The organism is Streptomyces sp. NPDC033165, assembly GCF_055577965.1.
This window is the reverse complement of sequence record NZ_JBVIPK010000007.1, coordinates 241,752-255,960: the sequence shown is the minus strand read 5'-3', so window position 1 is coordinate 255,960 and position 14,209 is coordinate 241,752. Positions and strand designations below refer to the sequence as shown.

11 protein-coding genes and 1 pseudogene are annotated in these 14,209 nt (G+C 72.0%); 5 read left to right on the top strand and 7 right to left on the bottom strand.

Going from position 1 to position 14,209, the window contains the following annotated elements:
• Positions 1–3 precede the first annotated feature (3 nt).
• Positions 4–612: a histidine phosphatase family protein gene (locus ACZ5WC_RS19175; protein WP_468541899.1), complete on the bottom strand. Its 609-nt coding sequence runs from the start codon at positions 610–612 to the stop codon at positions 4–6.
• 264 nt (positions 613–876) lie between these two features.
• On the opposite strand from ACZ5WC_RS19175, the gene ACZ5WC_RS19170 reads away from it, so the two are divergent.
• Together ACZ5WC_RS19170 and ACZ5WC_RS19165 are read left to right on the top strand one after the other, a co-directional pair.
• Positions 877–1,092, top strand: coding sequence for a CbtB domain-containing protein (locus tag ACZ5WC_RS19170; RefSeq protein ID WP_468541898.1), 216 nt, complete (start codon positions 877–879; stop codon positions 1,090–1,092).
• A 78-nt stretch (positions 1,093–1,170) separates the two neighbouring features.
• On the top strand, positions 1,171–1,947 hold the full coding sequence (locus ACZ5WC_RS19165) for a CbtA family protein (protein ID WP_468541897.1): 777 nt from the start codon (positions 1,171–1,173) through the stop codon (positions 1,945–1,947).
• 388 nt (positions 1,948–2,335) lie between these two features.
• Here the strand turns inward: ACZ5WC_RS19165 and ACZ5WC_RS19160 are convergent, their stop codons facing one another.
• Positions 2,336–2,695: a tetratricopeptide repeat protein gene (locus ACZ5WC_RS19160; protein ID WP_468541896.1), complete on the bottom strand. Its 360-nt coding sequence runs from the start codon at positions 2,693–2,695 to the stop codon at positions 2,336–2,338.
• A gap of 148 nt (positions 2,696–2,843) precedes the next feature.
• Between ACZ5WC_RS19160 and ACZ5WC_RS19155 the strand changes: the two genes are divergently transcribed.
• The 3 genes and pseudogenes from ACZ5WC_RS19155 to ACZ5WC_RS19145 all read left to right on the top strand — a co-directional run.
• Positions 2,844–3,809, top strand: coding sequence for a pirin family protein (locus ACZ5WC_RS19155; protein WP_468541895.1), 966 nt, complete (start codon positions 2,844–2,846; stop codon positions 3,807–3,809).
• Between the two features lie 173 nt (positions 3,810–3,982).
• The gene (locus ACZ5WC_RS19150) at positions 3,983–4,915 is read left to right on the top strand and encodes an aminoglycoside phosphotransferase family protein (RefSeq protein WP_468541894.1); all 933 of its coding nucleotides are present in this window, start codon (positions 3,983–3,985) and stop codon (positions 4,913–4,915) included.
• Between the two features lie 250 nt (positions 4,916–5,165).
• Positions 5,166–5,501, top strand: a pseudogene (locus tag ACZ5WC_RS19145) (IS5/IS1182 family transposase); the annotation flags it as partial.
• A gap of 108 nt (positions 5,502–5,609) precedes the next feature.
• On the opposite strand, the gene ACZ5WC_RS19140 reads toward ACZ5WC_RS19145, so the two are convergent.
• From ACZ5WC_RS19140 to ACZ5WC_RS19120, 5 genes are all read right to left on the bottom strand, one after another.
• Entirely contained in the window at positions 5,610–6,419 is an 810-nt protein-coding gene (locus ACZ5WC_RS19140) for an oxidoreductase (protein ID WP_468541893.1), read from the bottom strand.
• 71 nt (positions 6,420–6,490) lie between these two features.
• A complete protein-coding gene (locus ACZ5WC_RS19135) occupies positions 6,491–7,978 on the bottom strand; it encodes a flavin monoamine oxidase family protein (protein WP_468541892.1) in 1,488 nt (495 codons plus the stop codon).
• A gap of 66 nt (positions 7,979–8,044) precedes the next feature.
• Positions 8,045–8,641 carry a GNAT family N-acetyltransferase gene (locus tag ACZ5WC_RS19130; RefSeq protein WP_468541891.1) on the bottom strand — a complete coding sequence of 199 codons (597 nt, stop codon included), beginning with the start codon at positions 8,639–8,641 and terminating at the stop codon, positions 8,045–8,047.
• Complete coding sequence (locus tag ACZ5WC_RS19125) at positions 8,641–11,805, bottom strand: amidohydrolase family protein (protein WP_468541890.1); 3,165 nt, start codon at positions 11,803–11,805, stop codon at positions 8,641–8,643. Before ACZ5WC_RS19125 ends, ACZ5WC_RS19130 begins: the two co-directional genes overlap by 1 nt.
• A gap of 24 nt (positions 11,806–11,829) precedes the next feature.
• A complete protein-coding gene (locus ACZ5WC_RS19120) occupies positions 11,830–14,172 on the bottom strand; it encodes a HemK family protein methyltransferase (RefSeq protein ID WP_468541889.1) in 2,343 nt (780 codons plus the stop codon).
• Positions 14,173–14,209 lie beyond the last annotated feature (37 nt).

The following is a 14,209-nucleotide window of genomic DNA, read 5'->3' as shown; positions in this document are numbered from 1 at the left end:
CGGTCAGTCAACGGACGGTCCGGGGGTGGAGGCGGTCAGGGGGCGTCCCAGCCGTACGTTCCAGCGGCCCGGCCTCCCGCTGAGTTCGGTCAGCGAGAGCGGGGCGACGTCCAGTCGCCAGAACGCCTCCAGGGGCAGCCGCAGACCGTGGACGACCGCCGCCCGGACCACCGAGGGTTCGACGACCGCGAGGAGGCTCCCGCCGCTCCCGCCGCCTGAACCCTGGAGGGTCTCCAGGCACGCCCCGGTCCGCTCCACCAGGTCCCGCAGCGATTCGCCTCCGTGCGGGGCCGCCGACGGGTCGCCGAGCCAGTCCGCCACCTCCGCCGGTTCGGCCGCGCCCACCTCGTCGAGCCGACGGCCGGTCCAGCGCCCCAGGTTCCAGCCCGCCAGGGCCGGTTCGGTCACCACGGCCGCCAGCCCGAGCGCGGCGGCGGTCCCGAGGCACCGCGTGGACGGGCCGCTCAGCTGGACCCCGGCCTCCGGCACCGCACCGGCCGCCGCCTCCGCGAGCTCCCGGCCGGACCGGTCCAGCGGGGCGTCGCCGTCGAAGCGGGCCTCCCTCAAGGCCGCGTTCATCGCCGGTGAGGCCAACATCACCCGTATCGTCATGCCCTGTCCTCACTCCTGCAACACGGGCCCCAGGGCCCTGTTCCGCCAGGGAATCCGCGCTCCGCGGACCCGCAGATTGGACCATGGCGGTGCCTGCGTACAGACGGTATGGTCTGGTCGACCATGACGACGGTGTGACGGAAGTCCGGTGAGAATCCGGCACGGTCGCGCCACTGTGTACCCGCACTCCTGCGGGAAGTCAGACCCAGCACCTTCGTCCGGGGCACCACTACAGGGACGCGTGTTCCCACAGGAGGTTCTGCCATGGCACAGTCCGCCGCTCCCGCCACGGGGGCATCGGCGATCACCCCGATCTCGGCGAAGGCCATCGCCCCATGGGCGGTCTTCTTCGGCATTCTCATGCTCGTCCTGCTCTACTTCGTCGGCGCCGAACAGGGCGCCACCGCGCTCATCTCGGGCGAGGGCGTCCACGAATGGGTCCACGACGGCCGTCACCTGCTCGGTTTCCCCTGCCACTGAGGCACCTGAGGCACCTGAGGCACTCAGGGATTCAGCGGGCACGGGAAGCAAGAGAAACCGAGAAATCAGGGATACATCGTGAACTCCATATCTGTCAGAGCTCTGCTCGTGCGCGGCATGCTCGCGGGGCTGATCGCGGGCGCACTCGCGCTCGCCGTCGCCTACTTCCTCGGTGAGTCCCAGGTGGACGCCGCCATCGCCCTGGAAGAGACCCACAGCCACGCCGGCCACGGCGGGGGCGAGGAAGAGGAGTTGGTCAGCCGCACCATGCAGGCCACCGGCGGACTCGCCACGGCCCTCCTGGTCTTCGGCGTCGCGGCGGGCGGGATCGCCGCCCTCGTGGTCTCGTACGCGCTGGGCCGTATCGGCAACTTCGGCCCGCGGGCCACGGCCGCACTGATCGCGGGAGCGGCCCTGCTCACCGTCTACATCGTGCCGTTCCTGAAGTACCCGGCGAACCCGCCGGCCGTCGGCAACCCCGACACCATCGGGCAGCGCACCACCCTGTTCTTCCTGATGGTCGCCCTCAGCGTGCTGCTGGCCGTCGCCGCCGTCATCGTCGGCAAGCGGCTCGCCCCCGGCCTGGGCAACTGGAACGCGACCATCGCGGCGGCCGCCGGTTTCGTCGTCGTGATCGGCCTCGCCCATGCCTTCCTGCCCTCGTTCGACGAGGTCGGCAAGGACTTCCCGGCCAGCCTGCTGTGGAAGTTCCGGCTCTCGACGCTCGCCGTCCAGGTCACGTTCTGGAGCGGCTTCGGCCTGATCTTCGGCTACCTCACGGAGCGGCTCCTGACGCCCGCCTCGGGAGCGGGGCGTCAGGAGGCGAAAGAAGGAGCCGTGGTCGGAGCGTCCTGATCGCGGAGGCCGCCCTCCATGCGCCGCGCCGTGTTCTCGACGATCCTCGCGAGGCTCTCCTGTACGTCCACGTCTCGCTCCTCACTTCCGTGCGGAGCGTACGCGGACACCGAGAGCAGGAGGTCTCCCTTCCGGAGGATCAGGGTGCGGCCGGGGCGGCCCTGCTCGTCGGCGGGCAGGGCGTAGGCGCCCGCGTGCACCCCGGCCGGTCGGCGCCCGCGCGCCCGGTCGACGTCCTCCTTGACGCGGTAGGCGTGCCGGGCGGGCTCGGCGCCCTCGTAGACGGAGGCCGTGGCGCTGAGCTCTCCGATGCCCGTACCGGCGGGTATAAGGAGTGCGGGCCCGCGCTGGAGAGGCGCGGGCCCGGCCCGCTGTACGGAACGGCGGCTCAGGGGCGATCGGTCCCCGGGCCGAAGTCACCGGCGAACGCGGCGGCCATCCGCAGATGCGGCGCCGCGTCGGAGGGCCGCCCCTGGCGCTCCAGCGTCCGGCCCAGCATGAGCCGGGCGTAAGCCTCCACCGGGTCCAGTTCCAGGACGGCCCGCAGTTCCTGTTCGGCCTTGCCCAGCCGTGCGGAGTGATAGTAGGAGCGGGCCAGCAGCAGCCGCGGCGCGACCTGCTCCGGCGCCTCCTCGACGAGTCCGCCCAGGATCAGGGCGGCCGTCAGGTACTCCTTGGCCTCGAAGAACAGCTGCGCCCGGTCCCACCGCTCGGCGGCCGTGCCGAATTCGTAGTAGGTCTCGTCCATCTGTCCTGCTTTGAGTGGTGCGGGCCCCTGGGAGAGCCGCCCCGCCGTACGTTCAGCGATGACAACACCGCAGAATGATTGAACATTCCACTAAAATTCTGGCGTGGGACCCGGCACTCCGCGCGCCCACGGGAATAGGTTGAGCGCCATGAGCAATCTCGATCGCCAGGCCACTCCCTCCGTCTGCGGAGGGCGCGGCTTCGTCGTCGCCGAGCCGGTCCGCGAACTCCTCGCCCCCCGCCGCGTCCAGCTCGGTGAGTCCACCGAGGTCCGCCGCCTGCTCCCCAACCTCGGCAGGCGCATGGTCGGCGCCTGGGCCTTCGTCGACCACTACGGCCCCGACGACATTGCCGACGAACCCGGGATGCAGGTTCCGCCGCACCCCCACATGGGGCTCCAGACCGTGAGCTGGCTCCACGACGGAGAGGTCCTGCACCGGGACAGCCTGGGCAGCCTGCAGACGGTACGCCCCCGGGAACTGGGCCTGATGACCTCCGGCCGGGCCATCAGCCACTCCGAGGAGAGCCCGAAGCGGCACGCCAGGTTTCTGCACGGTGCCCAGCTCTGGGTCGCCCTCCCCGACGCCCACCGTGACGTCGAGCCCCACTTCCAGCACCACACGGATCTGCCCGCCGTCACCGCCCCCGGCCTCACCGCCACCGTCATCCTCGGCGAACTCGACGGAGCGGCCTCGCCCGGCACCGCCTACACCCCCATCGTCGGCGCCGACGTCTCCCTGACCGGGGGAGCCGAAGCCCGCCTGCCGCTGGACCCCGACTTCGAGTACGCGGTCCTGTCGATGTCCGGCGAGGCCGAGGTCGACGGTGTCCCCGTGCTGCCCGGCTCGATGCTCTACCTCGGCTGCGGCCGCACCGAACTGCCGCTCCGCGCTGTCTCCGACGCGAGCCTGATGCTGCTCGGCGGCGAGCCCTTCGAGGAGGAGATCGTGATGTTCTGGAACTTCATCGGCCGCTCCCACGAGGAGATCGCCCGGGCCCGCGAGGACTGGACGAGCGGATCGCGGTTCGGCGAGGTCAAGGGCTACGACGGCCCTCCGCTTTCGGCACCCGAGCTGCCTGCGACGCCACTGAAGGCGCGGGGGAGGGTGCGCTGAGCTGCGATTATAGCCCGAACTGACTTTACGCTGGCTGGTTTCGGGCCGACGTTCGGTGGAACGAATGCTGACCCGCTGTAGATCGTCATCTTCATGACCGGGGCGCTGCCTGGCGGCGGTAGTGGCTGGTTCGGGCTTGGTGGCGGCGTCAGGCAGACGCGTAAGGTGCCCGGATGATCGAGATACCGGAGGAGTTTGCGCAGAGCACCATTGAGCGTGAAGGAGAGCCCGGAGCAGCGTGGCTCGGTGAACTGGCCGGGATCGTGGAAGAGCTGCTGGGGCGCTGGGAGTGCGTGCCGGACGGGGAGGTCATGCACGGGGGCGTCGGGGTGATCATCCCCGTGAGGCAGCGGGCCGAAGGCACTGCCGTGCTGAAGGTGTCATTTCCGCACCCCGGCAACGTCCACGAGCCCGACGCTTTCGCGGCGTGGGGCGGGCGCGGAGCGGTCCTGCTGCACGAGCGCGACGATGAGCGGTTCGCGATGCTTCTTGAGCGGGTCCAGGCGTCAACCCTGGCCGGAGTCGAAGACGGCGACGAGGTTGTGACGGTCGCAGGGCGGATCAGTCGCCGGCTGGCCATTCCCGCGCCCCCGGGCCTGCCCCGGCTGAGGGAGCAGGCCCATGTCTGGGAAGAGCAGCTGCGCAAGGACGCTGAGGAGCTGACGCACGCACTGTCGCGCTACGTGGTGGACGCCGCCGCGGCGACCACCCGCGAGCTGGGCCGCGTCCAGCCGGACACCCTCATCCACGGTGACCTCCACGCAAGGAACATCCTGCGCGCCGACCGTGAGCCATGGCTGGCCATCGACCCCAAGGGATATGCAGGAGATCCCGCTTACGACGGCGGCACGCTGCTGAAGTCGCGCGCGTTGACGCTCCTCGACGCGGACGACCTGCGCAAGGCGGTCCACCGCACCCTGGACGTCTTCGCCGAGGCCGCGGAAGTCGATCGCGAACGCGTCCAGCGTTGGGCCCAGTTCCATGCCGTCCAGGCTGCGTTCTGGGCCCGCCGCCACGGATTCCGCATCGCTCGCAGCGGACCGCGGTTGGACGGGCTCACCGAATTCGCTGACCACCTCGCGGAGTTGCTCGCCGAAGGCCCGTAGGTCGTGATCACGGTGGGCTGGGGCTGGGGCTGGGGCTGGGGCGGGTGCGAAGGCGGGTGCGACCACCGTTGATCATCGCGAGTTGTGTGGACTGGCGAAGAGGCGGTGGCCGCAGGTCACAGCATGGACCCGCCCGCTGGCGGGAGGCGTTCGAGGTGGCCACGGGGCGGATCGCTCTGTCACTGCGGATGGCGCAGGGCGTTGCGGAGGATTGCGAGGACCTCGTCGCGGGTGGGGGGCAGCGAAGCCGAAGCCCATGGTGGCCGGTCGCCCAACGGGACACGCCCCTCACCACGGCCGCTGCTTCAACCCCCGACGCCTGCATGCATACAAGGCGTACGACACTCTCCACCTGCGGAAATGGTTACGCGGCAAGCCCGTCGGGGTGCGCATCGCCCGAAAGGGCGTCGAGTCCAGCGAAGGGTCGGGCCGCCGTCGGTGGGTGATAGAGCGGGCCGTCTCCGGACTATCCGGCTACCGCGGACTCAGCCCTCGCTATGAACGCAATCCAGGCGAACACCTGGCCTTTCTGCGCCTGGCCGCAGCCCTCCGCTGCTACTGGCGGTACATCCACCTCACCCCATAGGAAACCGTCCAATGAGTGTGGATGATGCGCATCAGTGCGTCACCACGGACCTGAGTCCCGTGGCGGTCAAGGGACCGCGCAAGACTCCTTCCGGCAGGCGCGGACTCCCTACACGGTCTTGATCATCCCGCCGTCGAGCACCACATCCGCGCCCGTCAGGTTGGGCGCCGCCGGAGAGGCCAGGAAGGCCACCAGGGCCGCCACCTCCTCCGGCTCCGCGAACTGTCCCGTGCTCACCCCCGCCTCGCCCGGCAGCGACTCCACGAGTTCCTCCAGCGACAGCCCCGACTCGTGGGCGAGCCGCTCGCCCTCGCTCCCGGGCTCCGTCCACACCCCCGTCCGGACCAGGCCCGGCGTGACGGTGTTGACGCGGAGGCCGTGCGGCGCGAACTCCTCCGAGAGCGCCTTGGAGAGATTGGTCAGGGCCGCCTTCGCCGCCGAGTATGCCGCCACCGAAGGCAGCGGCACCCGGGCGTGCGCCGAGCTGATGTTGACGATGGCGCCCCGCCGGTCCAGCAGGCTCGGCAGACATGCGCGGCTGGTGCGGACGCAGCTGAGAAACGTGAGGTCGAACTCCGTCCGCCACAGGTCGTCGTCGATGGTGAGGAACCCGCCCTTCTGCGGAAGGGTGCTCGCCACGTTGTTGACCAGGATGTCGATGTGCCCGAGTTCTTCCAGGGCGTACGCGGCAAGGTCGGCGGGCCCCTGAGGGGTGCTCAGGTCGACGGCCAGGGCGTGGGGCGTGTACCGGGCCAGCTCCCGGCCGGGGGTACGGGCCCCGCCTGCCACGCGGGCACCCTGGCGGGACAGCTCGGCGGTGACGGCGAGGCCGATGCCCCTGCTCGCGCCGGTGACCACGGCGGTCCGGCCCGCCAGGGGAAGGGGGGACTGGGAGGAAGGCGCCTGGGAGAGAGCCATGAGAGTGTCCGCTTCTTTGTCGAGAGATCGAGCAGGTCGGGAGGATCAGGAGGCAGATGGAGGAGGCCGGTTCAGTGCGTGATCTCCTCCAGGACCTCCGCCGCCGCCCGCTCGCCCGACCGGACCGCGCCCTCCATGTATCCGGGCCAGTGGTCGGAGGTCTCCGTGCCCGCCCAGTGCACGCCGCCCACCGGCTCCCGCAGGGCGCGCCCGTGCCGGGAGAGGACCCCGGGGGCGCTCACCGCGACCGGGCCCCCGCGCGACCAGTCCTCGGTGTTCCAGCGGACGAAGCCGTAGTCGGCCATGCGGGCGGCCCGGGGGCCGAAGTAGTCGATGAACGACTGACGGCATTCCGCCACGAACCGCCGCTCCGGGACCCGGTCGAGCCGTCGCATGTCCTCCGGCCGTACGAAGCCCAGCAGCACATGACGATCGCCGTGGTGGCTCTCGTAGATGCAGTCGATGGGCCGTCCGTCGCCGACCACCTGCCCGGACAGCCCTTGCTCCCGCCACCAGGGGCGGTCGTACACGGCGACGAACTTGCCGATCGAGCCCATGCGGAACCCGGCGGCCAGCCCCCGGCGGGCGCGGGGCAGTTCGGGGCTGAAACCGATCCGGGCGGAGAGCGGGGGCGGCACGGCCACGATCACCCGGCGGGCCCGGTACGTGCCCCGGTCCGTGTGAACGCGGAGCAGTGGGCCGCGCCGGGAAACGTGTCGTACCGGCGCCCCGTACATCACCCGCGAGCCCAGCTCCGCCGCCATCGCCAGCGGAATCCCGGCCGCGCCCGGCCCGCCGATGAAGCTCTCCTGGGCGCCGCCCCGGGTGGCCATCAACCGGTTGTAGGTGCCGGGATGGTCCCGGTCACCGGCGGCGGCGTAGTAGTTCATCATGTACAGGGTCGAGAACTCCTCGGGCGGGGTCGAGACCACCGCCGACCCGCTGACGCGGCCCAGCACCAGTCGGGCCGCCGCGTCCGAGGTGCGGCGGGCGATCCACTGCGCGAAGGAGATCGCGTCCAGCTCGGCCGCCTGCGGATGCAGCCATGGCTCGCCGACCGGGAAGTCCCGTGCCAGCGTGTCGATCTCGGCGATCGCCCGGTCCACGGCGGTGCCGCCCAGCTCGGGAGGGAGCGGGGAGTCCACGGGGTAGCGCAGCGGGCTGCCCCGGTACCAGAAGATGCTGTCGCCCTCATGATGGGTGGGCACCACGGGTACACCGAACTCGGCGGCCAGGGCGTACATACGGTTCTGGGTCGGCCCGACGAACTGCGCCCCGCCGTCGACCGTTCCGCCGCCCTGGGTGCCGACGGTCCACACCCGGCCGCCGGGCCGCTCGCGAGCCTCGACCAGTCTCACCCGGCGCCCGGCGGCCACCAGCCGACGGGCGGCGGCCAGTCCCGCCAGTCCCGCGCCGATCACCACGACGTCGTGGACCCGGTCGGCACCACCACCGGGAACGGCCTCGGCGGCATGGGCGGAGAACGTCCCGCCCACCGCGAGGGCACTGCCGACGGCAACCGTTGACTTCAACACCGAACGGCGCTGGAGGTCGGGCATCACGAGGTCACTCCTTCGGGGGGAGAATCACTGGGAGAGAGCAGGAGAGGCCAACGGGCGGCGTCCTCACCGCGGCGCGCGCCACCGCGACATGCGCCACTCGGGCGCGAGCATCGCGTAGACGCACTCGCTGCCCCAATCGCCCTTGAAAATCAGGGAGTCGGTGAACTCGGCCTCCTTGCGCAGGCCGAGCCGCTCCATCAGCCGGGCGGAGGCCGTGTTCCGGGCCTCGCAACGGCCGATGATCCGGTGCAGCCCCATGCGTTCGAAGCCGATCCGGAGCATCTCCACCGCCGCCTCCCCGGCCAACCCCCGCCCCTGGTACGCCGGGTGCAGCACATAGCCGAACTCACCCTGCCGGGCGGCCGCGTCGAGCCAGATCAGCTGGGTCCAGCCGATCACGCGGCCCTCGTGCTCCACCGCCAGCACCAGGACATCGCCCTGCCGGGTCAGTGACGTACGGGTGCAACGGTCCTTCAGTTCCCGTGCGTTGTCCTCTCTGCCGCGCGGCTCGTTGAAGAGATAGCGCGCCACCTCCGGCCGCGATTCGAAGTCCCACATGTCGGCCTCGTCCCCCGGGGTGAAGGGGTGCAGCAACAGCCGGTCGGTCCGGATCGGCTGGGCGATTCTCACGGTGGCGTTCGCCTCGGTACGGGCGGTCATCAGCGGCCCCTTCGGCTCGGGCGGCCAGGATGGTCCCGGCAGCAGTTCGGGCGCCGGGCGGCGGCGGCCTCGGCGGTGAAGCGGGCGGAAGGGGTGGCGGAGGGGCGGTACGCGCCCTCGAAGGGCGCGAGGAGCTCCGGGACGGTGTGGGAGTGCCCGTCCACGAAGATCCGCTCGATGCGCGCGGTGTCGGCGATGTTCCGCAGCGGGTCCCCGTCGATCATCAGCAGGTCTGCCCGGGCCCCCGGGCGGACCGCCCCGAGCAGCCCCTCCGCGCCCAGGCACCGGGCCGCGTTCACGGTCGCCGTCCGTAGCGCCGCCACCGGGCTGAAACCGTGCCGGACCAGGGCTCGGAGGTTCTGGTGGATGCTGATCCCCACGTCGTCCAGGGGCGCGTCGGTGCCCGCGACCACCAGTCCGCCCCGCTCGTGCACGCGCAGCAGCAGATCCACGTCCCCCGCCGTCCAGGCGGCATCCAGCTCGCTCTTCGCACGATCGGCACGTTCCGCCTTCGCCAGCAGTCGCGCGTACTCCCACGGCGGGAACAGCGTCCGGGTCCGGTGGTCGTGCAGCAGGTCGGCCGAGACCGCACCGGCCCCGCCGGCGTACAGCTCGCCCGCGAACAACAAGGTGGTGGAGACCCACATCCCCGAGGCGACGAGGAGGTCCACGGTGTCCTGGGCCGTGCGGCCGCCCGCTGCGCCGAGCGTCCGTGAGTACCCGAGGCGGTTGCCGCCTCCCGTGTGTTCCATGCCGTACAGACCGGTGTGCGCCGCCGGGTACACGTAGTGCGAGGTCACCGGGGTACCCCGACGCGCCAGTCGGCGTACGAGCCTTCGCTCCAGCGGTACCGGCAGCCGCTGGTAGGACTTGACGACGTCGTAGTCGAAGAACTCCGCCCTGCGCAGCTCCCGTTCGAGCTGCTCCTCGCCGGACACGGCCCGCATGAAGCCGAAGGAGACCCGGGTGCCGTCCAGCGGTTCACCGGAGCCGAGGAAGCGGGGGCCGACCAGGGCCCCGGAGCGCAGCGCCTCACGGGTCTCCGCCATCCGGTACACCGGATCGCCGGTGGACCTGCTCGTCGTGACGCCGTATGCCAGCCACAGCGGCCCCTGCCGACTGCCCCAGGATCCACCCCGCATGTGCCAGTGGTTGTGGGTGTCGATCAGGCCCGGTACGACGGTGAGATCACTGGCGTCCACCGTGGGCGCCGCCGCTCCGGGGCGTGCCCGGGTCACCGAGGTGATGCTCCCGTCCTCGACGTGGATGTCCACGTTCCGGCGGTAGCCGTCCGATACGCCGTCCCACAGCCGCCCGGCCCGGATCACGGTCCGGGGCGGCGCCGGACGGCGGCGGCAGGTGAGCCGCACGGGCTGCCGCCGGTGCGGGGAGCGCCCGTCGGCGGCCAGCAACACCGGTTCGCCCAGGGACAGGAAGAGCACCTGCCCGCGCGACGATACGGAGACGGAGTCGGCGACGAGGGAGGACAGGGCGACCGGCTCTCCCGTCACCGTCCCGTCCGGTGCCACCGGCACCCGGTGCAGCAGGCTGTCCAGGACGACCAGGAGATGGCGGCCGTCCGGGGCCCATACCGGGCCGTCATCGCCGCGTGTGCCGATCGACCGGTGCGGGGCGACGGCCTGGTCCACGACGGCGCCGCTGATCCGGTCGACGGTACGCAGGCCGTGCAGCCCGGCCGGATCGCGTTCCGATCCCGGCAGCTGGACCGCCATGGACACCAGGCGGCCGTCCGGCGAAAATGCGGCCCGCCCCGGATGGTCGGTCGGCGCGGCGAGCCGGATGTCGGTGCCGTCGGTCAGATCCAGCAGCCGGGTCGCACCCGCCTCGTCGTGGTACGCGACGAGACCGCCCTCCGGGGAGACCCGGGGGCGCAGGGCCCCCTCGGCCCGCCGGGTCAGCCGTTCGTGCCGCCCGTCGCACGGTGTGAACCGCCACAGGTCGGGGCCGCCGTCACGGTCGCTGGAGTACACCAGGCCCGAGCCGTCGGGCAGCCAGTCGGGATCGGTGTTGGCGTACCCGTCGGCCACCACCCGCCGCGGCCGTTCGCCGAACCGCTGCATCCAGAGCGCACCGAGCGCGCCGAAGCAGACCGACTCCCCGTCGGGTGAGATCACCGGTGCGACCAGACCCTGCACCGGTGCGTCCGCGGGCGCGACGGCCGGCCGGCGGCGGGCAGGCCTGGCGGCCGGGGCCGCCAGGCCGAGGGCGAAGGGTATCTCCAGCCTGCCCGCTGCCGACCGGCCAGGGCCCTCGCGGTGGGTCGTTCCGGCCGACCGGCCAGGACCGTCGGAGTGGACCCTCCGCCGCCACAACCGGCCGTCGCCGCCGTAGACCAGCTCGTTCCCGGAGAGCCACGCGGCGGGCAGCGGGGCAGGCTCCTCGGGCCGCCCGGTGGCGGGGACGCCGTCCACGGAGAGCGTGGCCCGCGGCCCGCTGACGCAGACCCAGGACAGCCGGCCCCCGGGGCCGTGGCCGGTGCCCCGCAGAACGACCCCTTCGCCCGCCCGGTGCACCACGGTGACGGCGCCGGTCCGCAGGTCGTACGTTTCCACGGAGGCGTCCCCCGCGACGTACGAGAGGCGATGTCCTCCGGGGTGCCACGCGGGGGAGTGGTAGGACCGTTCGTCGTCGGTGCCGACGAGCGGGCGCGACCGTCCGCCGGAGGCCTCCCACAGCCAGACCGCACTGGTCCCGCCCGAGTCCGAGACGTAGGCGATGGCCCTCCCGTCCGGCGAGACCGCCGGATCGAGGTCGTACTGCGGCCCGGGGGTGAGCCGTGTGACCTCGCGGCTGCCGAGACCGACGACGGCTATGTCGTAACTGCCGTTCCGGAACGACTGGAAGGCGAGACTCCGGCCGTCCGGGAAGAACGACGGCCGGCTGCCGTCCTCCATGTCGTCGGTGAGCCGCCGGGCCGTGCCGCCGGCCAGGGGCAGGGTCCAGATCACGTTGTGGCCGTCGAGGGCGAGCATCCCGCCGGTCCGGTGGACAGACACCCCGAGGTTGACCGCACGGCGGACCACCAGCCGCCCGTCCTCGCCGGGCGGCGCTGCGCGGACCGGACCGGCCGGGGCGAGGGCGGCGCCCCCGGCCACTGTGGCGGCCGCGCTCCCTTTGAGCACCCCGCGTCGTGACACCGTCATACGGTCTCCTCGGGTCGTCGGGGCTCAGCCGCGCGGGCCGCGCAACGCGGTGACGTATCGCTGGAAGCCGTCGTGGTCGCGGTGGCTGATGACCGACTCGAACCCGGCGGCCGAGAGAATCGCCACCACCTCGTCGGTGACGGCGTCGTAGTGCTCGACGGCCAGCACACCGCCCTCCGCGAGAAGCCGGGCGGAGACCCGGGCCACGGCACGGATCAGGTCGAGCCCGTCCCAGCCGGAGTAGATCGCCTCGGCCGGCTGGTGCACGGCCCACTCCGGGGGAATCCGCAGACTGTCCGGCACATACGGGGGATTGGCGGTGACCAGATCGATGCTGCCGTCCATCGATGCCAGCAGCCCGGGGGCGGTGATGTCGCCCGCGATGAAGGCCACCCGCGAGTCCACCTGCCCGGAGAGCTTCGCCGCGTTGCGTACGGCGTAGTCCAGAGCGGTGTCGGAGAGGTCCACTCCTGTGACCGTGGAACCCGGCCGCAGCGCGCCCACCGCCAGCGCGATCGCGCCCGAGCCGGTGCAGAGGTCCACCGCGTGCAGCGCGCCCGGAGCCGTCCGGGCCAGCGCGTTGGTGACCATCGCCTCGGAGTGCACCCGGGGCACGAACACCCCCTGGCCCACTTCCAGGGCGAGACCGAAGAGCGTGGCGCGGCCGGTCAGATACTCCAGCGGGACCCGATCGGCCCGCCGGTCCACCAGGGTGCGCAGCCGCGTGGCCGCCTCCGGGGCGATCTCCGCGTCGAGGTCGAGGGTCTCCGCCGCCTCGGGGGAGAGCTCCAGCGCGTGTGCGGCCAGGGCCAGGGCGTCCGGACCGGGGGTCCAGACCCGGGCCTGGGAGAGCCGCTCCGTGGCCCGCCGGACCTCGTCGCCGACCCGGACGACCGGCGGCGTCGGCGCCCCGAACCGGCTGCGGCAGCTGTCGTAGTAGGACCGGATCCACTCGGTCATCCCCGGGTGCAGGCGCGAGGAGGCCAGCAGCTCCGGCGGCGGGGTGAAGTCGGGGTCGATGCGCCCGGCCCAGTCCCGGTAGATGGTCTCCAGATCCGGGCCCAGGAGCTCCTGCCAGTCCGTCGGGATGTTCCAGTGGTGCTCGTACCCGGTGGCCAGCATGTGTTCCACGGTGGTCCGTAAGGTCTCCTCACGGGAGGCGCCTTGCAGCGGACGCCGCTCGGGAACGAAGAGGTCCAGATCCAGTTCCGGGGTCTGGCCGTGCAGTCGGGCGGCGAACTCCCTGGCCAGCAGCGGCGACAGGAAGAGCCCGTCCCGGTAGGTCCCGGTCATCATCCACAGGCCGGACAGCGGAGTCTCGCCCAGCAGCGGGAACCCGTCCAGGGACACCGGACGGTTCCCCACCTGTACGCCGACGACGCTGCTGGACCACAGGTCGCGCCGGATCTGCCGGTGCGAGCACTCCAGCAGGAACAGCAGATCACGCATGACGGGGTCGGCCAGCGGACGCGGATTGATGATGTTGGTCGCACCGATGTACACCCGGGCGGTGCCGCGCGGTACCACGTGCAGCCCACAGGCGAAAGCCCGGTTCGGTGTACGGATCACCGCGTCGGGCTGGGTCCCGTCCTGCGTGGTCACCATGGCGGAGACGCCGTATCCGGCGACCAGCCTCGGGATGCAGTCGCCGAGCCCGTCCACCGAGTCGACCAGCTCCTGGGAGCCGACCCCGCCGGCGAGGACCACCGCGGAACCCCGGACGACGGTCCCGTCGTCGAGGAGCACCCCCCGGGCCCGGTCACCGTCCCGGACCACGGACACGGCCCGGTGGTCGAGGAAGCTCACGCCGAGCCGGCGGGCCGTGGTGTCGAGCCGGTGCAGCAGCCGCCCCGAGTCCACGGCGTGCTCGCCGGGTATGTGCATCGCCCGCAGCGGGCGCGAGTTGGGGTCGGGGTCGAGCCAGTCGACGTCCGCCGGGTCCACCGACTCGTACGCCTCGCCGTGCTTGTCGAGGGCCTGCTGGATGGCCGTGTAGTTCTCGGTGTCGATGGGGCCGGTGCCGACGGTGTTCAGGAGCACGGTGGTGCCCTTGGCGGTGATGAGGTCGGAGCCCTCGCCGGTGCCGTCGGCCAGCGTCTCCAGCCAGGCGGGCCATACATCCTTGGCCTTGAGATCGAGGTCGAACTTGGCCTGCCCGTAGGGATGGGCCAGCAGCGATGTGGTCACCTCGCCGAAGCAGCCGAGCATCGCCCCGGCGGCGGTGGACGCCGCGTACGGGCGCTTGGCCGGGCCGACGAGCGCCACCGAGGCCCCGCGCAGGGCCAGTTCGACGGCGAGGGAGGAGCCCAGGGAGCCGTTGCCGACCACGACGACGTCGTGACCGGTGTGCGCGTCGGGCAGGGACATGCGGGTCTCCTAGCGGGAGGGAGGACGGGAGGAAGGA

What these genes read in the sequence shown, in the direction of transcription:
- ACZ5WC_RS19175 (WP_468541899.1), bottom strand. Translation starts at nt 612, where the DNA reads ATGACGATACGGGTGATGTTGGCCTCACCGGCGATGAACGCGGCCTTG.
- ACZ5WC_RS19170 (WP_468541898.1), top strand. Translation starts at nt 877, where the DNA reads ATGGCACAGTCCGCCGCTCCCGCCACGGGGGCATCGGCGATCACCCCG.
- ACZ5WC_RS19160 (WP_468541896.1), bottom strand. Translation starts at nt 2,695, where the DNA reads ATGGACGAGACCTACTACGAATTCGGCACGGCCGCCGAGCGGTGGGAC.
- ACZ5WC_RS19155 (WP_468541895.1), top strand. Translation starts at nt 2,844, where the DNA reads ATGAGCAATCTCGATCGCCAGGCCACTCCCTCCGTCTGCGGAGGGCGC.
- ACZ5WC_RS19150 (WP_468541894.1), top strand. Translation starts at nt 3,983, where the DNA reads ATGATCGAGATACCGGAGGAGTTTGCGCAGAGCACCATTGAGCGTGAA.
- ACZ5WC_RS19140 (WP_468541893.1), bottom strand. Translation starts at nt 6,419, where the DNA reads ATGGCTCTCTCCCAGGCGCCTTCCTCCCAGTCCCCCCTTCCCCTGGCG.
- ACZ5WC_RS19135 (WP_468541892.1), bottom strand. Translation starts at nt 7,978, where the DNA reads ATGCCCGACCTCCAGCGCCGTTCGGTGTTGAAGTCAACGGTTGCCGTC.
- ACZ5WC_RS19130 (WP_468541891.1), bottom strand. Translation starts at nt 8,641, where the DNA reads ATGACCGCCCGTACCGAGGCGAACGCCACCGTGAGAATCGCCCAGCCG.
- ACZ5WC_RS19125 (WP_468541890.1), bottom strand. Translation starts at nt 11,805, where the DNA reads ATGACGGTGTCACGACGCGGGGTGCTCAAAGGGAGCGCGGCCGCCACA.
- ACZ5WC_RS19120 (WP_468541889.1), bottom strand. Translation starts at nt 14,172, where the DNA reads ATGTCCCTGCCCGACGCGCACACCGGTCACGACGTCGTCGTGGTCGGC.